We start from the raw sequence: 18,865 nt of genomic DNA on the forward strand, positions 1-18,865 counted from the left end.
TAGGTTAACAGGTAGGGTTTTGTTTGCCTGTCGCGGGCTGCACTGGAATGGCAATGATGAACAGCGTCCCCAGCACCAGGACGACCACCGCATACAGCAGCCCCGTTGAAAAGCTGTTGGTCATATCTTTCAGATAACCCACCACAAACGCGCTCAGGGCCGATCCAATATTGCCAACCGCATTGATCAGGGCGATACCGACAGGTTTACTGCGACTGGACAGGACTTTATCTGGCGCGGTCCAGAATATGGCCATGGCGCAGAAGCCGCCGGTAGAGGCCATCGCTATACCGGCAAGACGAATAACAGGGTTCCCGGCATAGGCCGTTAACAGCCAGCCGACCGCGGCGAACAGCATGGGGAGCGCAATATGCCATTTTCGTTCGCGGTGGCGATCGGAGCGCGCGCTCCACCAAATCATGCCGATGATGGTGCATATCTGTGGAATCGCAGCGAGTAAACCAATAGTGATGTTGCTGCTGGCGGCATTAAAACTTTTTACGATCTGCGGGATCCATATCCCGATCAGGCTAAGCGTATTGACCAGGCACAAATAGGCCAGGGCAAATTTTATGATTACCGGCTGACACAGTTCGCTTATCAGGCTTCCTTTTTGTTTTTCCGGTATGACTTCCTGGGGTTGTTCTGCGGCAAGCATGGCTGTCAGGCGGGCTTTTTCCTCGCGCGTCAGCCAGTTTGCTTTCATTGGGTTGTCATCAAGGTAAAACAGGACGGCGATCCCCAGTACGACCGAAGGGAGGCCCTCAAGGAGAAACAGCCATTGCCACCCTTTCAGCCCTAAAACACCATTCATTTCAAGGATGTAGCCGGACACGACTGAACCTAATGCGGTGGTAACGGGCGTGGCGATCATAAACAGCGCGTTGGTTCGCCCGCGGCAGGCCTGGGGAAACCAGAAGGTCAGATAAAGTAATATTCCCGGAATAAAACCCGCTTCCGCGATCCCCACCAGCGTGCGCAATATATACAGGCTTTGCGCGTCATGGGCAAAAAGCGTAGCCGTAGAAGCGAGCCCCCAGACAATCATAATAATCGCCAGCCAGCGTCGGGCGCCAAAGCGGCCAAGAGCAATATTACCGGGAATGCTGAAGGCGATATAGGCGATATAAAAGAACGTGGTGGCAAGACCAAACATGGTTGCGGTAAGACCCAGATCCTGCGACATAGTAAGACCCGCAAAACCAATATTAATACGATCCAGAAAGGCAAACACGTAAAGCAAAAACAGAAACCAGACCAGTCTGCCAGACACTTTTTTAATCAGTTCATCATCAGCTTGCCCTGAGTCCAGCGAAATGCGCTCTGTTTCGCCTCGGGGGGTGCTCACAAAAGGATCAGATTTTTCGAAAGTCATTGCAGGGTTGCTCCTCGGCTGTAGGGGTAAGAGGTTTTTTTATTTATTTGCAACCATTAATATGTTAATGACTTGTTGTATACAATTTAATTAATCTGGGTTATTTGTTAGAAAACATCATTAATCGGAACCGACGTCATGCCGTTTTTACGCTTCACCCTGCGTCAGCTGGAAACCTTTCTTACCGTCGCTGAAACCCACAGTTTTACGCACGCCGGTGAGCGTCTGGGACTTACGCCCTCTGCGGTGAGCCAGCTTGTGCAGGAGCTGGAGTCCGTGCTGGGCTTTCGCCTGTTCGATCGCAGCACGCGTCGCGTTTCGCTCTCTGTCACGGGGAAGGAGTTTCTGAATTCAGCCGGGGCGGTGCTTAAACGTGCCCGGCAGGCGGAAACCATCGCGTCGGCGATTAACGCCCGCGCAACGGGTGTGGTGCGCATTGCGGCGCCGATGGTGATTGCCGGCGTGATGCTGCCCACCATCATTAAGGCGTACCGAACGCTTCAGCCAGAGGTCGCCGTTCGGATTATGGATTGCCCGGTGGAACGTCTCATCGATATGGTTATTGAGGGTGACGCGGATATGTCGGTAGGCCCTAACGCTTTTTGCAGCGAAGAGATTATCTCCACCGTGCTGTTTGAAAGCCCGTGGGTGCTATGGTGTACGCCGGATCATGCACTTGCGCAGTTTGCAGAAGTAAGCTGGGACGACCTGAGAAGATTTCCGCTGGTCGCGGCTGGACGCGATCATGAACAGAATGTCGCCAGAATGGGCAGCGCTTTACCTGTGACCGAAAGGATAACGCCTGTTGATGTGGTCGATAATATTTCTACAGCTCTCGGTATAGCCTCTTCTGGCCTGGCCGTTACGCTGTCCCCTGCCTACGTTGAGCTACTGGCTAAACCTTTCGGCCTGGTTATGCGCCGTATCGTTGCACCTGACGTGGTTCGTCAGGTTTGTTTGTACCGGTCCTCAACGTTTTTTAACGCGCCGGCTGCGGAAGGTTTTGCCGAACATCTTATTGGATGGATTGCTGAAAATATGAAGTAATGCGGGAGCGCTTTTGACACTAACCCGCCGACAACCCAATGATGGCATTGACAAACCCTGCCGACAGAAGAACAAAGCCAGGAATAAGAAATTTTTTATTCTTCTTCACGCGGGCCAGGCAAAGCAGGGTTACCGCTACGCACAGCATGGGGATCGCAATGATTAAAAACACTGACATGTTGAGTCCTTTTTGATAACTCTTTTTGCGCTAACGACAACGAAATAGCGACCAGGAGCAGTCGCACGGCTGGAATATTATTCAGAGCGGCCAGCAAACCATCGGGCCTATCGCTTGCTGATAAGCCCCGCACTCAGAAGAGAAAATACGATGTTACAGGCCCAGCTCCGATAACCCCGGATGGTTATCCGGACGACGCCCAAGCGGCCAGTGGAACTTGCGCTCGCTTTCCTTGACAGGCATATCATTAATACAGGCGAAGCGCCGCTGCATCAGACCATCTTCTCCGAACTCCCAGTTCTCGTTTCCGTAGGAGCGGAACCAGTTGCCTGAATCATCGCGCCACTCGTAGGCATAACGGACCGCAATGCGGTTGCCGCCAAACGCCCATAACTCTTTAATAAGCCGGTACTCATGCTCCTTTTTCCATTTGCGTTCAAGGAATTCTCTGGCTTCTTCACGATTACTGGCAAATTCTGCGCGGTTGCGCCATTTGGTATCGAGCGAGTACGCCAGCGAGACCTTTTCAGCGTCGCGGCTGTTCCAGCCATCCTCAGCAAGCCTTACTTTTTCAATCGCTGATTCAAGCGTAAACGGAGGAAGCGGTGGACGGATTTGTGCATCGGACATGGTCAGAACTCCTGTTATGCTGGGTTTCGGAAAAGCGTGTTTTTCAATACTCAGAGAGCATCGGCAGTTATTTACTTTTAAAGAAATTTTGCGATACGAAGAGCGAGCCAAAGCCAGCCAGCAAAATGCGCGGCGGGAAGGCATGAAGTACCGTTTTAAACTGCAAGCGCGTTAATTTTTTTATTTCTCTCAACACTCAGTTCTTTTTACGAGACCTGTTTCAATAGCAGCTGAGCAATATCTCTTGCATCATCTGCGGCGCTGTCATCGCCCATAACATGTGAGATGGTGATGGCGCCTTCAATCAATAACAGCAACTGCCTTGCCAGAGATGAGGCGTGCGCGATATTCAGCTGGCCGGTCAGTTCAAGGGCGTAATCCAGTATTTTCTGTTTATGCAGTCTGGCGATCTGGCGAACGGGGTCGGCACTGTCCCCCACTTCCCCCGCAGTATTGATGAATGCGCACCCGCGGTATCCCTCTGACTCAAACCAGCCCTTAAGCACGGTAAACATGTTCAGGATGCGTTCCTGCGGCGTATCGGCTTTTTCGCACTCGGTCCGGAACCATTCCATCCAGCGAACATCCCGGGCGTTCAACGCTGCGGCAGCCACTTCGTCTTTGTTGGCGAAATAGCGGTAGATACTTTTCCGGGCCACGCCTGACGTCTTTACCAGAAGATCCATACCGGTAGCATGGATGCCGTTCTGGTAAATGAGTTGTTCAGCGGTGGCGAGGATTTTTTCTCGTATGTCAGTCGTATTTTTGTTCATGGGTTAATGGTAGAACGATCGTTCTACCTGGTCAAGTACGCGTCAACAATCTTTTCGCCCCGAATCCCTCTGGAACTGAATCCGGTAAAAGTCAGCCTATACTCAGGTAAACCACCGGAGGTGATTATGTGCGGACGTTTCGCCCAGGCCCAGACCCGGGAAGAGTATCTCGCCTTTCTTGCGGATGAAGCAGACTGTGACATCCCCTACGACCCGGAACCCATCGGGCGCTATAACGTTGCGCCCGGCACCAAAGTGCTGCTGCTCAGCGAGCGCGACGACCTGTTGCACCTGGACCCGGTGTTCTGGGGCTACGCTCCTGGCTGGTGGGATAAACCGCCGCTGATCAATGCCCGACAGGAAACCGCCGCCAGCAGCCGGATGTTTAAGCCGCTATGGCACCATGGCCGGGCGATAGTCTTCGCCGACGGCTGGTTTGAATGGCAAAAAGAGGGGGAAAAAAAGCAACCTTATTTTATTCATCGCACCGACGGGCAACCCATTTTTATGGCGGCGATCGGCAGCAGGCCGTTTGAGCGCGGGGATGAAGCGGAAGGGTTTCTGATTGTGACCGCAGCGGCGGATAAAGGGCTGGTGGATATCCACGATCGGCGGCCGCTGGTGCTCACTCCCCGGGCGGCACGCGAATGGCTGCGCGAGACGGTGAGCGGCAAAGAAGCAGAAGAGATAGCGCAGACGGGGGCCGTTCCCGCAGATTATTTCCACTGGCATCCTGTCACCCGGGCGGTAGGGAATGTAAAAAATCAGGGCCCCGAATTGATCAATAAAATGAGCGAGCCGTAGAAATAAAGTCCGCTATTTTTTCACGAATAACGAAACGCCAGTAAATATAAAAGCGTTGTCAGCGTAGCGGCAAAATAATTACTGGAAGGGCCAGAATCAGCCCCCCTCTTTAACACCTAAACGACCTGTTTTGGCCAGCGTCTTCTTTTTGGCGTCGGCACGCATGAGTGTGCGGTGAGTCGGGTTCCACAGACGGAACAGACTGCACCATGAGGTTGGATTTGCGTAGGGCTAAAAGAGGTAAAACGAAACCGCTTGCTCTTGCAAACCGGGCACTCAAATTTTATGTTGGGAATAGCCCCTCCGGGCAGTTGTATAGAGCGACCACCATAGCGTAATTATTAATCCCTCAGGGATATATCTTTCATATTCGACAAATATTTACTTTCAGGTTTTGCACTATTAGGGTGAAAGCGATTTATTTGACCCGCAGTAAATCAGAAAAACGTGTGGTATATCGCGGAGATAACATTTCTCTTTTCATTTGCCACTGTTGCTCTGTTCCCTGCCCCGCAAACCAGATGGTTCCGCGTCCTTCTTTATTAAACCTGTCGACGAGCGCCATCAGCTCTGCGCTGTTGCGCCGGGGCGGATGTTCATCAAACAGATTAAGTTGCGCGACGCCAGAACTGAAAAAATCCCCCAGCATGACGCCCGCTTTTTGATAGCGCAGCCCTTCTTGCCAGATAGCGTCCAGACAGCGCGTCGCCGCCTCAATGATGTCCCGGCTGTCTTCGGTTGGCGTCAGCAGCTTAACGGAGGCGCTGTTGCCGTAGTAAGGCTCGTTCAGCGCAAACGGCGAGGTCTTCACGAAGGCCGAAATAAACCGGCAGTACTGATGCTCGGCCCGCAGTTTCTCGGCGGCGCGTGCGGCATAGCTGCAGATGGCCTGACGCATCGCCTCGTAATCCGTCACCCGCTCGCCGAACGAGCGGGAGCAGATAATCTCCTGCTTATGCGGGACATACTCTTCAAATCCCAGACAGGACTCGCCGCGCAGCTCCCGCACGGTACGCTCCAGCACCACGCTGAAATGTTTGCGGATCAGGGCCGTAGGGGTGTCCGCCAGATCCAGCACGGTGTTAATGCCCATCGCCTCAAGTTTTTTGCTCATCCGCCGCCCGACGCCCCACACCTCGCCGACGGGCAGCGCCGCCATCAGCTTGCGTTGACGCTCAACGCGGGATAAATCGACCACGCCGCCGGTCTGCCGCTGCCATTTTTTTGCCGCAAAGTTTGCCAGCTTGGCGAGGGTTTTGGTGGGGGCAATGCCCACCCCGACGGTGAGGTGCGTATGTTGCAGCACCGTCTGGCGAATTTCGCGACCAAAGGCTTCCAGATTGCAGCAGTTGCTGACCCCGGTGAGATCGCAAAACGCCTCGTCAATCGAGTAGATCTCAACCCGCGGAGTTATCTCCTCCAGGGTAGTCATCACCCGATTGCTCATATCGGCGTACAGCTCATAGTTACTGCTGAAGGCGACAATGCCGTGACGGCGGAAAACCTCTTTCTGCCTGAAATAGGGCGCCCCCATGGTCACCAGCCCTTTTGCCTCGGCGCTGCGGGCAATCACGCAGCCATCGTTATTCGACAGCACCACCACCGGTCGCCCCTTCAGGTCCGGGCGAAACACGGTCTCGCACGAGGCGTAGAAGCTGTTCACATCGACAAGCGCAAACATGATTATTTGCGCTCTTTAACAGGCATGGTAAAGCGCGGGAAGGTGAAAAGCATAGTCTCAAATCCGTTTAACTGTATATGCATACAGTATTCATGAATCTACGCATAAATCAAGGCGCTACCGTTCATTTGCAACCTTGCCATCACTCCCTCTTTTGTTATTTACATGAACATTTTGCTCAATGTGTCTCTGCCCTGCTAAGGTAGCACGCGTCGAAAACGACACGCCACGAGGCAAAAACGACATTACCCGAAGGTGGATATGCTGGAAATTGGTCTGTTTCTTTACCCTGGTGTTCAACAGGCGGCCGTGCTGGGACTGAACGATCTCTTTTGTGTGGCCAACAGGTTTTCTCAACGGTATCAGGAAAATAAAGCAAACCTGTTGAGAGTCACCCACTGGCAGCAAACTGGCCAGAACGATGCGCCTGTGCGCGTTTTTGATACGCAGCCCGAAGCCGGGGCGACGTTACTCTGCGCAATGATCGTCCCGCCGACCTTGCACGAGCCTGCCATCGTTGACGCGACGCCGGCGTTAACGCAATGGCTTGGCGGGTTGCGCGATCGGGGGGTCATCCTGAGTTCCGTGTGCGCTGGCGCGTTTGTCCTTGCCTCAACGGGATTAATGAAGGGGCGAAAAATGACCACGCACTGGGCCTATGCTGATTTACTGAGCCAGCGTTTCCCCGACATCAATGTCGATGTGAATCAGCTGATTATTGACGACGGAGATATCATCACCGCAGGAGGACTTATGTCCTGGACGGACCTCGGCCTGCGATTAGTGCATCGGCTGCTGGGCCCGACGGTGATGATCGATACCGCGCGCATGCTGCTTGTCGATCCTCCCGGCCGCGAGCAACGCTATTACAGCGTCTTCTCGCCGCGTCTGACCCATGGCGACGCGGCAGTGCTGAAGGTGCAGCACTGGCTCCAGGCAACGCAGGCAAAAGAGGTCAGTCTATCGAGCCTGGCGGCTCAGGCCGGATTAGAAGAACGCACATTTTTGCGCCGCTTTCAGAAAGCCACCGGTATGACCAGCACGGAATATTGCCAGCATCTACGGGTAGGCCGGGCGCAGGAGCTTTTGCAGTTCAGCAGCGATTCCTTTGACCGCATCGCCTGGGAGGCGGGCTACAGCGATCCGGGAGCCCTGCGTAAAATTTTTACCCGCATCGTCGGCCTCACTCCCGGGGAATACCGACGCCGCTTCAGTACCGGTCAGGAAAAGAGGTAATAAAGTGGCGATATTGCCACTTATAATGTCGTTTACGCCACTTCAGCGTCTTCCCATTCGCTGTCAGACTTGCGCTTCAATGTGCCAGCCAACAGGAATGAGATAATGAAACAACGCGGTTTAATCGTCATCGATTTGCAAAACGAATATCTGCCAACCGGTAAATTACCCCTGACCGGCATCGAGGCGGCAGCGCATAACGCAGCACTTGCTATTGCTGATGCTCGTGCAAAAGGGATCCCCGTCTTCCATATTCGCCATGAGTTCGCCCATGGCGAAGCGCCGGTTTTTGTTCCAGGAACGGAGGGTGTGGAGATCCAGCCTGGCGTCAGGCCAGCGGCGGATGAAGCGGTAATTGTGAAGAATTTCATTAACGCTTTCCGCGAAACGGACTTAAAAGCGCAGCTGGATGCGAAGGGTGTTGAAGAAGTCATTATCGTGGGGGCGATGAGCCATATGTGTGTGGATGCCTGTGTTCGGGCGGCGGCAGACATGGGTTACCCGGTCACCGTCCTGCATGATGCCTGCGCCACTCTCGATCTGGCCTTTGGCGGGGTCACCGTACCGGCGGCTCAGGTTCATGCTGCCATGATGGCCGCATTTGCGTTTGGCTATGGCAACGTTCAGTCAACGGCAGACTATTTGTCTGCATAATACCAGGCGGCGTAACCCCTTCGACGCCTCTCCGCGACCTTTTGCAGGACGCGGAGAGGGTTAAAGCAGGAGACGGTTATTTACAGGCCACCAGATCGGCCATCTGCTGAGCATCCGGCAAGCCGACGATCTGCTGCAGGGCCCGGGCCTTATTCAGATAATAGATGGCAGGCGTGCCGCTGGCACCCAGCTGTGCCATAAGCTGCTGGTTCTGTTCAATCTGCTTAAACACCGCAGGCGGCGTGTCGCCTTTCAGCGCCGGTTTGGTTTTGCCGTCACTGTTCTCCAGGTCATACCACACTTTAGCCGGGTCTTTCGCGGAGAGGATGGCCGCCGCATACTGCCCGCTGTCCGGGCGGATCACGCCCACCAGCAGGGTTTTGGTGCTGATGCTTTTATCTTTGATAAAAGGCTGAGCCTGATGCCAGAACTTATTGCAGTAGGGGCAGAAGGGATCGGCAAACACCACCACCTGACAGGCTGCGTCCGCGCTGCCTTCTGCAATCCCCGGTGCGGCGGTGAGCTGTTTCCACATTTCGCGTCCGGCGGGAATATAGATCTCATCGTTGATGATCTTCTCGCTGAGGTTATTGCCCTGGGCATCATACATATAGCCTGAAACAACGTGTTTTTTATCCGGCGTGAGATAAAGCGTGACGCCCATGTCCTGATACTTTCCGAGCCACCCTTGCACCCCGCCGGGAGCGCTGAACGGCTTGATAATTTCAATGCCCTGCTTCTCCATTTGCTTAACAGGTTCGGGTAAATCAGCGGTCTGCGCCTGGGTTGCGGCGCTGAACGTCAGAATCAACAGGGACAGGATCTTCTTCATTATTTTTCCTCAGTAACTTCAGATGGCGTGGTCGCGCTGGCCTTTGCCAGTGCGGTCAGTAATGCGTCTTTGCTCAACAGGGAGGGCAGAACATGCCCCTGCGCAAATGATGGGCCAAAAATGGCGTTAAACGGGATGCCGCTGGCGCCGTAGCGCCTCAGAAATTGCTCGATTTCAGCAGAGGGTTGGCTCCAGTTGCCCTGCAGCAGTACCACGTCGTCGCGGTTTAACGCCGCAACCACCTCAGGGCGATGAAGCACCAGTACCTCATTGACCCGGCAGTTCAGACACCAGTCCGCGGTAATATCCACCAGCACGCGCTTTCTGGCAGCCAGCGCCTCGCTGAGCGCGGCTTCACTCAGCGGCTGCCAGTTGAGAGGAGAGTCGGCCTTTCCCTGGGGTTGCGGCGCCAGAAAAGCATACAGCCCGGCGCCGAACAGCACGCCAAACGCCAGGCTGCGCAAATTTTCCCTGTGGTTCGGCATGGCCTTTGCGCAGCGGTAAAGGAAAAGCGCCACCATCAGGCCGCCGCCGATCAGCACATAGCGTGCGCCCCACTCCTTTACCAGCAAAGACATCAGCCAGATGCAGGAGCCAAGCATCAGGAGTACCAGCACCAGCCGCAGTTTGCCCATCCAGGGGCCGGGCTTCGGCAGCCAGCGCGCCACGCCCGGGGCGATGCTGATAGCCAGCCAGGGAAGGCTCATTCCGACACCCAGCATAAAGAAGACGAGCCACAGCTGATGGACAGGCGCTGCTAACGCGAACGTCACGGCCGTGCCGAGGAACGGCGCCGTGCAGGGCGTGGCAAGCAGGGTCGCAAACGCGCCTTCGAGGAAGCTCCCGCCATGCCGTTTCCACCAGCGGTAGCCAGCCGGGTGTTGAGCGTGGAAGGCAGGCGAATCTCAATCAGCCCCGCCAGGCTGAAACAAAAGATCCACGTTACCAGCACCATCGCGCCAATGAACCAGGGGCTCTGGAACTGAAAGCCCCAGCCAATCCAGGCGCCGGACAGCCGCAGACCGGTAACGACCGCCGCCAGCACCAGAAACGAGAACGTTATCCCGGCCGCCGTTGCCAGAAAACGCAGCCGCGTCTGGCGTCGGCTGCTTTCGGCCAGCGTCATCAGCGAAGCGAGCTTGATCCCAAGGACCGGCAGCACGCAGGGCATCAGGTTGAGGATCAGGCCACCCGCCAGCGCCACGGCCAGAATCTGCCAGAGCGTTGTCGAGGAGCCGGGGCTGATATCAAGGGTAAGCTGCTGGCTCTTTGCGCCGTCGCTGACCAGCAGCGCGATCTGCTGTAAACGATCGGCCGCCAGCGGTTGCCCCTGGCTGTCGCTGACGCTAAACCGGGCGGTCAGGGTATCGCCCTGAACGGCTGTCTGGCGCGGGGCAAGACTCGCCCCCGTCGGGTTATCGGTGAAGAGCTCGGGCCGGGACCAGCCCTGCGGCGAGGTCAGTTTCACCGTCAGGGTGTCGCTGTCCGTGGCGACGGATTTGACCGCCATCGCGCCGCTTGTCGCAGGAACCGCGCGCATCGCCTCATCCCAGGCGTCGGCAAAGCGCGCTGACGGACCGGCTGCCAGATTGATATCCAGCGGGAAGGTGCTGACCACGCAGAGATTGCTGCACAGCGAAAGCGTCAGCTTCCCGCGCAAACGCTGCACTTCATCGGTGGTGATTTCCAGCGGAAACACGACCCGTCGGTCATAGCCGACCGAGCTGAACCCGGCGGAATTAAACCGCACGGGTCGGGGCCAGTGCCACTGCGTACTGGCCTGCGACGCCCACTCGATTACGGGTTTGAAGCCACCGTCCCCGGGGGTTCGCCAGTAGGTTTTCCACCCTTCATCAGGGGTGACGTCCAGCAGCAGACGCACTTTTCCGTCTGCTGGCGCATCGTGCCAGACATGAACCTGAGCATGGGTATTGTCAGGCTGCATCGGCCAGCCCGGCACCGCCGCATAAGCGGCAGACAGGCTGAATAACAGGAGCCACAGGCTCCTGAAAAGCGTTTTCATACATTTTCTCCGTGAAAAATTGACTAAACAGGTACAGCCCGGTCAGTCATTCACGGAAAACGCAGTTCTTAAGATGTATTCGAAGTAAGGGAGGTCGAAACAGGATAACCGGCCTCGGCAGAACGCTGATTTTTATCAGCACCGCTAAAACGAGAACCAGCAGACAAGGTAACAGCAGAAGGTTATCAAAATGGAGGGGCTGTGCGGCGAGCAGCGAATGGGCGCTGAGCTCACAGGGGGACAGCGCGGGCGACGCCAGCGCCTGCGGACTGTGTTCAGCCGTCAGGGAGAGCGTGGCGGCTTTGACCTGCATATGGTGCAGGATACTGGCCCGCTGGGTCAGACAGATCAGCATGACAACGCAGGCAACGAAAAGCAGCGCGACGGCTCTCAGTTGCCTGTTTTTGTGATGAGTCGGACCGATCAGGATAGTCATGGGCAATGAGAATAGTGAGCGCCGGGACTTCGGGCAAGGGACAATTTGTAAAGTAATGCCAACCGGCGCAGGCCGACCAGGGCGGCACTCACCCCTCTTTCAGGATCCCTTTTACCCACTGACTGAACGCCACAATACCCGGCCGGTTCAGATTTTCCCGGGGCATAATGAGATCGTATCCACGCCCGGCGGGGATCGCCTGGTCAAAAGGCATCACCAGTTCCCCCGCCGCAACGTACTTTTTAATCAGCCGCTTTCTGCCCATCGCGATCCCGCACCCGCCAACTGCCGCCTCAATCGCCATCTGACAGTTATTGAAGCCCATGAAATTCTCCTCCACCGGCAGAGGCCGGTGGGTCGCCTGGCACCATTCGCGCCACTCGGAAAAGACGTCCTGCGAATCCACCGACTCGGAAGCATGGAGGAAGGGAATATCCGCCAGCCAGTCATCGCTGGCCTGAATTTTACTGTTTAACGCCGGTGAGCAGACAGGCACCAGTGCCTCGTCGGCCAGACGCTCACAATAGAGATCCGGATACCTGAGATTGCTGTAGTAAATCGCGGCATCCACCCGCTCAAGATTGAAATCCACCAGCCCGGCCCGGACCCGAAAATTGATATTCAGGCCGGGCCAGCGCGCCCGGAATTCGGCCAACCGCGGCACCAGCCACAGGAAGGCAAACGTAGGGGGAAGCCCAACGGAGAGCGTACCGCGCAACCCCTGAACGCGGATATCTTCGATTTCGTCATTAATACGCTTTAGCGACAGCGAGAGCACGCTCAGCAGTCGCGCCCCTTCATCTGTAAGCTGCAGCTTTCGGGTCAGGCGGATAAACAGCCGGAACCCCAGCAGCGTTTCGAGGTGGCGTATTCGCTGACTTACGGCACCCTGAGTCAGGTTGAGCGTATGCGCGGCCCGCGTAAAGCTGAGGTGCAGCGCCGCGACCTCAAACGTATGCAATAGCGCCAGCATGTTTTCCTGGGCAGACACAGGTGCAATATCCTTCTGTTCGTCATCATGCATTAACTGGGCTAATGCATACCCCTGAAACGATCGTTTGTCCAGCGGCGCTTGCTGTCTTTTAATCGGAGGTAACAGATAAATCAAAAAGGAGCACCACGATGAAAGGTCTAAAAATCGTTGTTATCGGCGCCGGTTCAAGTTACACGCCGGAATTGATGGAAGGCATCATTAAGCGTCAGCATGAATTTCCGGTGCGCGAGCTGTGGCTGGTGGACATCGAAGAGGGTCGGGAAAAGATGGCCATTATCGCCGGGCTGACCCGCAGGATGCTGGAAAAAAATGGCCTGGATATTCCGGTTTTTGAAACGCTGAACCGCCAGGATGCCCTGAAAGATGCAGATTTTGTCTGCTCCCAGTTCCGCGCAGGCTGTCTGGATGCGCGTATCAGCGATGAGCGTATTTCCCTGAAATACAACATGATTGGTCAGGAAACCAACGGGCTTGGCGGCTTCGCCAACGCCTGCCGGACCATTCCTGTCGCCCTGGACATCGCGGCGGAAATGGAGCAGCTCTGCCCCGACGCCTGGCTGCTTAACTTTACCAATCCCTCTGGAATGGTCACTGAAGCGATTCTTAAGCACAGTAAAGTGCGCACCGTTGGGCTGTGCAATGTGCCGGTGATTATGCAAAAAGGGATCGCGAGTCTGCTGGAGGTCAGCGACGTTAACGACTTTATCCTCCAGGTCGCCGGGCTCAATCACTTTATTTTCGCGCGCCATATCTGGCATGAAGGCCGCGATAAACTGACCGATGTTATCCAGGCTGTTGCAACAGGCCACGATCCGCTGATCCCACGCAATATTCCTCCCTTTAAATGGCCGGCGGGATTACTGGAAAAGATGGGGATGATCCCCTGCCCTTACCTGCGCTACTACTACATGAGTGATGACATGTATCGCCAGGAGCTGGGCGAGGCCCAGGGAGAAGGAACCCGTGGCGAAGTGGTGAAAGCGCTGGAAAAATCGCTTTTCGACATCTACCGAAACCCCGACCTGGCTGAAAAACCGAAGGCGCTGGAAGGCCGCGGCGGCCAGTACTACTCGGATGCAGCCTGTGAGCTAATGAGCGCAATCTACAACGATAAACGCATCATTATGCACGTTAACACGCGCAACAACGGCACCATCGCCGGTCTGCCGGATAACTGTGCCGTTGAGGTCAGTTCCATGATCACCCGCTCCGGTCCTGTTCCACTAAACGTTGAGCCTTTCCCGGATGATACGCTACGCCTGATTCAGCTGATGAAAAGCTTTGAGGAGCTGACGATCGAAGCGGCAATCACCGGCGATCGCCATACGGCGTGGCGCGCGCTGGTCATCAATCCACTGATTAACAGCGGTAGCGTGCTTGAAAAGGCGCTGGCAGAGGTGATTGAGCATAACAAAGCGCTGATGCCTGCTTTCCATAAACAGCCATAATGCGACAGAGATAAAACGGTATAGTGCAAAACGGCAGAGGTATTTTCATGACACCTCTGCCTGATTATTTTTAACGTCGGATGTATCAGCTCAGGTTAATAACGATTTTGCCGAATGCGCCCCGGTCGAGCTGTTCCAGGGCTTGCGGCAGTGCCTCAAAGCGGAACGAGGTATCGATAACCGGTTTCAGCTTGACCCAGTCCACGGCCCGAACCAAATCTTCAAGCGCACGACGATGGCCTACGCCAATACCCTGAATTGTCGGCGATTTAAGCAATAACAAGACGCCAGGCGCAGAGGTATCGTGCGTATCCATCATACCAATCAAAGAAATTCGGCCATGTGAAGCCACAGCGCGGACCGAATCCGCAAAGTTACGACCGCCTACCGTATCCACAACATGATCGATCCCCTGCTCGTTCGTCAGACGATAAATCGCGTCAACCCAGTCTTCTTTAGTGCGGTTTATCCCATGGTCGGCACCGAGCGCCGCCGCCGCTGCCAGCTTTTCATCGCTGGATGAGGTAATAAAAACTTCGGCGCCCACAGCTTTGGCAATCTGAAGAGCAAACAGTGCCACACCGCCGGTCCCCTGAACCAGTACGGTTTCGCCGGCACGAAGACCACCGCGTTCGATCAGGGCAAACCAGGCCGTCAAACCCGCACAGACCAGGGTGCTGGCTTCAGCATCGGTGAGCGTCCGTGGGGCTTTAACCAGCCACTCTTCATTCAGGACCACGTATTCAGCCAGTACGCCCTGAAATGCGTAACCCAGCGTATCGTAGTGCGGGTTTTTGGCATTGTTATTGAGCTTTCCGTCAATCCAGTCTGCATTAAACGATGAGATCACGCGGTCGCCCAGGCTGAAGCGAGTTGTGCCCGGTCCGACAGCCTCAACCACGCCAGCCATATCCGATCCTGGCGTAAAGGGCATTGGCATACCCTTTCCCATGCCGCCTTCAATAATGACCTTGTCACGGAAGTTGAGGGAGACGGCATTGACCCGGACCAGAACTTCATTCGGGCCAGGCTGAGGAATTTCTGCTTCCGCAAGCTTCAGATTCTGACGTCCGGTTTCGTTTAGCGTCCAGCGTTTCATTGTGCGGTTCATAGAGATTCCTGAAAGGTAAATAACGGAAGTTCAGGATTCTAGCATTGCCCTTTTCGTGACGGTGGAGATAGTATTTCCCTCAATTGATTCCTCCAGGGCAACAATGTGAACAACGAAATGCACGGTATCGCCGTTTTTGTCGCCGCAGCTGAATCAGTGAGTTTTTCACAGGCTGCGGAAAAGCTGCATGTCACGCGCTCGGCAGTGGCGAAAACGATATCCCGGCTTGAAAACAGGCTTGGTGTCACGCTTTTCAACCGCACGACCCGCAGCCAGAGCCTGACGGATGAAGGTTTGCTTTACTATGAGTCCTGCCGTCGGGCGCTGGATGAAATAAAACTGGCCGAGGATATTCTGGAGGGCGGCAAGCTTCGGGCAAGCGGAAAACTGCGGGTGTCTGTTCCGGTTCTGCTCGGACACCTCTGTATTACCCCCTTACTGTCCGCGCTGGCTAAAGAGCATCCAGGGCTGGAACTGGAAATGTCATTCAGCGATCGTCAGGTCGATTTGCCGGAAGAGGGATTTGATCTGGCCGTCAGGATCGGCGCGCTGGCCGACAGCAGTAGCCTGGTAGCACGAAAGCTGGCCTCTCACACCATGGTGTTCTGCGCCTCTGCGGATTATCTGCGGGAGGCTGGCGAACCTGTTTCAGCCGCTGATCTGAAGCAGCATGCGGCCGTCGCCTACATTCGCTCAGGGCGGATCCTGAAGTGGCTGGTTAAAAACGAAAGCGATGAATTGACGGAAATCACCCCGCCCGCCAGACTGGTGATGGATGATATGCAGGCGGTAAAAGATATCGCGATCGCCGGAGGCGGCATCGCCTGGCTGCCTTACTGGCTTGTGCGGGAACCGCTCGTCAGCGGCAGCCTGAAAGAGATACTAAAAGATCGCTCTTCAGGAAGCTGGCCTGTCTATGCCATATGGCCGCGCACGCCTCACCTGTCTTTAAAAGTCAGGCTGGCCGTGGATAAACTGGTTAGCGAGTTACCGGCGATGATGGCCACCGCTACCTCCCGGACGACTGACGGCCCCTTACCCGACCGACATCTCTACCCGCCGGCCTAATTTACGGGCTAACCCTTGTGCGCCATCGCGCATCACCCGGTGATGATTCCAGCGAAAAACAGGGCCTGCCAGCGGCGCAAGCAGGTTCATCCAGCGGGTATTAGTGCGAATATCCCAGTCATACCTGACGAGCGTATTGCCCCCGTGCTCAGAAAAAGACCACAGACCGCGCCCCTCCACCTCACCGCTGGCTTCCCCTTCCAGCAAGCACAGAGGCTGAATAGTGAGGACATGAATGTCAAAGGTTAACCGGTACGGAAGCGCGCCTTTCCAGGTATAACGATGCAGGGCGCCAATCCCCCGGGCATCCCCTTTCTTTAACTCAATAACCTGCTCCAGACTACCCCACCATTCGGGCCATACATCGGGATGGGAGAGGATCTCCCACACCTCATGGAGAGACGCCTCAACCCGCCAGAGGGTGGAAAAGGTATAGTCAGCCATAGAGCACGCCTTCCATTGATTGTCTCCTGCCTTGCGATGATCGGGCATGCCGATCAGTATGTCGGATAACCGTTGAATGGCAAGACAGGTATGACCCCCCTCATTCGCAACAATCCGTTCCGTATAGCTATTGCAAACAGTGATGCGGCGCGTTTAATCATCCGTCAGCGGGTTGATGCAGCACCGCGCGACTCCAGCCATAAAAAGCGCGCACCGAAGGCGGTAAATATCTGTTTTGCGGATAAACCAGCGAAAGCGGTAAATCAAAAGAGAGATTATCCATGCAGGCGATGAGTGCGCCGTTTTGCAGATAAGGCGCAACCAGATAGCTGGCGACACGAATCAACCCGAGCCCCTGTATGCCTGCCTGAATATAGGCGTCGGTATCATCGACAACCAGCGTCTCTTTCATACGGATCGCGCAATCGCCCTCTTCATGCGTAAAAAACCAGTCGGTGGTACGCCCGGTGCGGTGGTTCAGGTAGCCCACGGCGGAATGCCTTTCCAGATCCTCCATTGTCTCCGGCTTGCCATGGGTCGCAATATAGTCTGGCGAAGCCAGAACCACCCACCTGAAGTTCGCCAGAGGCCGTGCCACCAGCGTCGTTGAATCCTCGATCCTGCCGGTACGGATCACGCAGTCATACCCCTCCTCGATAATATCCTCCACGTTATCGCTGGAACACAGGATCAGCGCCAGCTCAGGATACTGCTGCAGAAATTCCGGGAGCCGGGGGAGGATGCAGTGCCGGGCAAGCGACTGCGGCATCCCCACTTTAAAGCGCCCTTTGGGCTGCGCCGCCCGCCCCGGAAAGGAGGACTCTATTGATGCAACATCAGCCAGCACGCGTTTACACGCGTCGTAGTAAAGTCGGCCATCGGTGGTCACGCTGATTTTGCGGGTTGTGCGCTGCAGAAGCTGGATCCCAAGCCAGGCCTCCAGCTCCTTAATTACCCGGGACACCGTGGAACGCGGCAGTCCGAGCGCTTCGGCGGCCCTGGCGAAGCTATGGGTATCCACCACGCAGACATAGACCTGCATTGCCTCAAGCTTATCCATTTACCCCTCTCCAAAAAAACTGATTATCTCATTTTCACGAACAGTCTAACCCGCGCCAAGCGTCTTATCGAATAAACCACCCTGCCATAAGCTTGTCTTTATCGCAGCAAACAGGCTGCTTACTGAGGTAAGGAGTAAAAATGACAGCGCATGATGTTAAGACAGGCGAAAAGGTATTAGTGCTGGGGGCGGGACAACTGGGGGCCGCCGTGCTGGACTCACTGGTCCCGGCGGTGACGCAGCGAAACGGCAGCGTCTGCGTTATTGTCTCTCCCGGCTCCTGGGATCAACAGGGCAACCTGCTGTCCGATAGCCATCAACAGGTGGCTGATTCGGGGGCGACATTTATGGCCGTCGACGTGGCAGACAGTACCGTGGCGTCGTTGCAGGCCCACTTTTCCGCCTTTGATACGGTGATCAACTGCATGGGCTTTGTCGCGGGTGCAGGTACGCAGATAAAAATTACCCGCGCGGTGCTGGCGGCGGGCGTGAGGCGCTATTTCCCCTGGCAGTTTGGCGTGGATTACGATGTGGTCGGCAAAGGGAGCGGCCAGCCCGTCTGGGACGAGCAGTATGACGTCAGAACCCTGCTGCGGGCACAGAGCGCGACGCAGTGGGTGATTGTTTCAACCGGTATGTTTACCAGTTTTCTCTTCGAACCGGCCTTTGATGTGGTGAATTTAGCGCAAAAAACTATCCATGCCCTCGGGGGATGGGAAACCCGGGTGACGGTCACGTCACCGGCGGACATTGGCCGACTGACTACGGAGATTTATTTGCAGCAGCCGCCTGTCGTTAACGAGGTGGTATTTGTCGCCGGGGAAACAACCTCGTATGGAGAGCTGGCGGAGACGGTTGAACGCGTGACGAAACAGACCTTTGCGAAAAGCGTACTGACCTTGCCCGCCCTGCAGGATGAACTGCGTTTACATCCGGATGACCCGATGCTTCGCTATCGCGTTGCCTTTGCCCGGGGAGACGGGATGTGGTGGCCGATAAGCGACACCTGGAATGCGCAGCATAACCGGCCCACGCAGGATATTGAATCCTGGCTTAAATCCACGCTGTAGC

20 protein-coding genes are annotated in these 18,865 nt (G+C 55.6%); 8 read left to right on the top strand and 12 right to left on the bottom strand.

Going from position 1 to position 18,865, the window contains the following annotated elements:
- Positions 1-4 precede the first annotated feature (4 nt).
- Complete coding sequence (locus MXM41_RS02510) at positions 5-1,375, bottom strand: MFS transporter (protein ID WP_418936757.1); 1,371 nt, start codon at positions 1,373-1,375, stop codon at positions 5-7.
- A 138-nt stretch (positions 1,376-1,513) separates the two neighbouring features.
- Here MXM41_RS02510 and MXM41_RS02515 point away from each other — a divergent pair, with 138 nt between their 5' ends.
- Positions 1,514-2,422, top strand: coding sequence for a LysR family transcriptional regulator (locus MXM41_RS02515; protein ID WP_325929707.1), 909 nt, complete (start codon positions 1,514-1,516; stop codon positions 2,420-2,422).
- Positions 2,423-2,441: 19 nt separating this feature from the next.
- Here MXM41_RS02515 and MXM41_RS02520 read toward each other — a convergent pair whose 3' ends face one another.
- From MXM41_RS02520 to MXM41_RS02530, 3 genes are all read right to left on the bottom strand, one after another.
- Positions 2,442-2,600 (bottom strand): hypothetical protein, encoded by a 159-nt coding sequence (locus MXM41_RS02520; RefSeq protein WP_325929708.1) that lies wholly within the window; start codon positions 2,598-2,600, stop codon positions 2,442-2,444.
- Between the two features lie 153 nt (positions 2,601-2,753).
- Positions 2,754-3,230 (bottom strand): DUF1348 family protein, encoded by a 477-nt coding sequence (locus tag MXM41_RS02525; protein ID WP_325929709.1) that lies wholly within the window; start codon positions 3,228-3,230, stop codon positions 2,754-2,756.
- Positions 3,231-3,436: 206 nt separating this feature from the next.
- Positions 3,437-4,003: a TetR/AcrR family transcriptional regulator gene (locus MXM41_RS02530; RefSeq protein ID WP_325929710.1), complete on the bottom strand. Its 567-nt coding sequence runs from the start codon at positions 4,001-4,003 to the stop codon at positions 3,437-3,439.
- A 126-nt stretch (positions 4,004-4,129) separates the two neighbouring features.
- Between MXM41_RS02530 and MXM41_RS02535 the strand changes: the two genes are divergently transcribed.
- On the top strand, positions 4,130-4,807 hold the full coding sequence (locus MXM41_RS02535; protein ID WP_325929711.1) for an SOS response-associated peptidase: 678 nt from the start codon (positions 4,130-4,132) through the stop codon (positions 4,805-4,807).
- Between the two features lie 418 nt (positions 4,808-5,225).
- On the opposite strand, the gene MXM41_RS02540 is transcribed toward MXM41_RS02535, so the two are convergent.
- A complete protein-coding gene (locus MXM41_RS02540; protein WP_325929712.1) occupies positions 5,226-6,488 on the bottom strand; it encodes a Y-family DNA polymerase in 1,263 nt (420 codons plus the stop codon).
- Positions 6,489-6,749: 261 nt separating this feature from the next.
- Between MXM41_RS02540 and MXM41_RS02545 the strand changes: the two genes are divergently transcribed.
- Complete coding sequence (locus tag MXM41_RS02545) at positions 6,750-7,724, top strand: GlxA family transcriptional regulator (RefSeq protein WP_325929713.1); 975 nt, start codon at positions 6,750-6,752, stop codon at positions 7,722-7,724.
- A 105-nt stretch (positions 7,725-7,829) separates the two neighbouring features.
- Positions 7,830-8,378: a cysteine hydrolase family protein gene (locus MXM41_RS02550; protein ID WP_325929715.1), complete on the top strand. Its 549-nt coding sequence runs from the start codon at positions 7,830-7,832 to the stop codon at positions 8,376-8,378.
- A 76-nt stretch (positions 8,379-8,454) separates the two neighbouring features.
- On the opposite strand, the gene dsbG is transcribed toward MXM41_RS02550, so the two are convergent.
- Genes dsbG through MXM41_RS02565 form a run of 3 tightly spaced genes read right to left on the bottom strand, consistent with a single transcriptional unit; the run spans position 8,455 to position 11,233 of the window.
- Positions 8,455-9,210 carry a thiol:disulfide interchange protein DsbG gene (gene dsbG, locus MXM41_RS02555; RefSeq protein WP_325929716.1) on the bottom strand — a complete coding sequence of 252 codons (756 nt, stop codon included), beginning with the start codon at positions 9,208-9,210 and terminating at the stop codon, positions 8,455-8,457.
- On the bottom strand, positions 9,210-9,983 hold the full coding sequence (locus MXM41_RS02560; protein ID WP_325929717.1) for a thioredoxin family protein: 774 nt from the start codon (positions 9,981-9,983) through the stop codon (positions 9,210-9,212). Before MXM41_RS02560 ends, dsbG begins: the two co-directional genes overlap by 1 nt.
- Positions 9,980-11,233 (bottom strand): protein-disulfide reductase DsbD domain-containing protein, encoded by a 1,254-nt coding sequence (locus MXM41_RS02565; RefSeq protein WP_325929718.1) that lies wholly within the window; start codon positions 11,231-11,233, stop codon positions 9,980-9,982. The genes MXM41_RS02560 and MXM41_RS02565 overlap by 4 nt, the downstream gene beginning before the upstream one ends.
- A 190-nt stretch (positions 11,234-11,423) precedes the next feature.
- Here MXM41_RS02565 and MXM41_RS02570 point away from each other — a divergent pair, with 190 nt between their 5' ends.
- Complete coding sequence (locus MXM41_RS02570) at positions 11,424-11,678, top strand: hypothetical protein (protein WP_325929719.1); 255 nt, start codon at positions 11,424-11,426, stop codon at positions 11,676-11,678.
- A 79-nt stretch (positions 11,679-11,757) separates the two neighbouring features.
- Here the strand turns inward: MXM41_RS02570 and MXM41_RS02575 are convergent, their stop codons facing one another.
- Positions 11,758-12,660 carry a LysR substrate-binding domain-containing protein gene (locus MXM41_RS02575; protein WP_325929720.1) on the bottom strand — a complete coding sequence of 301 codons (903 nt, stop codon included), beginning with the start codon at positions 12,658-12,660 and terminating at the stop codon, positions 11,758-11,760.
- Positions 12,661-12,791: 131 nt separating this feature from the next.
- On the opposite strand from MXM41_RS02575, the gene MXM41_RS02580 reads away from it, so the two are divergent.
- Positions 12,792-14,111 (top strand): 6-phospho-beta-glucosidase, encoded by a 1,320-nt coding sequence (locus MXM41_RS02580; RefSeq protein WP_325929722.1) that lies wholly within the window; start codon positions 12,792-12,794, stop codon positions 14,109-14,111.
- Positions 14,112-14,196: 85 nt separating this feature from the next.
- Here MXM41_RS02580 and MXM41_RS02585 read toward each other — a convergent pair whose 3' ends face one another.
- Positions 14,197-15,222, bottom strand: coding sequence for an NAD(P)-dependent alcohol dehydrogenase (locus tag MXM41_RS02585; protein WP_325929723.1), 1,026 nt, complete (start codon positions 15,220-15,222; stop codon positions 14,197-14,199).
- Positions 15,223-15,327: 105 nt separating this feature from the next.
- Between MXM41_RS02585 and MXM41_RS02590 the strand changes: the two genes are divergently transcribed.
- Positions 15,328-16,290: a LysR family transcriptional regulator gene (locus MXM41_RS02590; protein WP_325929724.1), complete on the top strand. Its 963-nt coding sequence runs from the start codon at positions 15,328-15,330 to the stop codon at positions 16,288-16,290.
- On the opposite strand, the gene MXM41_RS02595 is transcribed toward MXM41_RS02590, so the two are convergent.
- The gene (locus MXM41_RS02595) at positions 16,258-16,734 is read right to left on the bottom strand and encodes an SRPBCC family protein (protein ID WP_325929725.1); all 477 of its coding nucleotides are present in this window, start codon (positions 16,732-16,734) and stop codon (positions 16,258-16,260) included. The two genes, MXM41_RS02590 and MXM41_RS02595, sit on opposite strands and share 33 nt — an antisense overlap.
- 157 nt (positions 16,735-16,891) lie before the next feature.
- Positions 16,892-17,794 carry a LysR family transcriptional regulator gene (locus MXM41_RS02600; RefSeq protein WP_325929726.1) on the bottom strand — a complete coding sequence of 301 codons (903 nt, stop codon included), beginning with the start codon at positions 17,792-17,794 and terminating at the stop codon, positions 16,892-16,894.
- 140 nt (positions 17,795-17,934) lie between these two features.
- Between MXM41_RS02600 and MXM41_RS02605 the strand changes: the two genes are divergently transcribed.
- Positions 17,935-18,864, top strand: coding sequence for an aromatic alcohol reductase (locus tag MXM41_RS02605; RefSeq protein WP_325929727.1), 930 nt, complete (start codon positions 17,935-17,937; stop codon positions 18,862-18,864).
- Position 18,865 lies beyond the last annotated feature (1 nt).

The sequence above is a fragment of the Leclercia adecarboxylata genome (genome assembly GCF_035787115.1).
Lineage (GTDB): Bacteria > Pseudomonadota > Gammaproteobacteria > Enterobacterales > Enterobacteriaceae > Enterobacter > Enterobacter adecarboxylatus_E.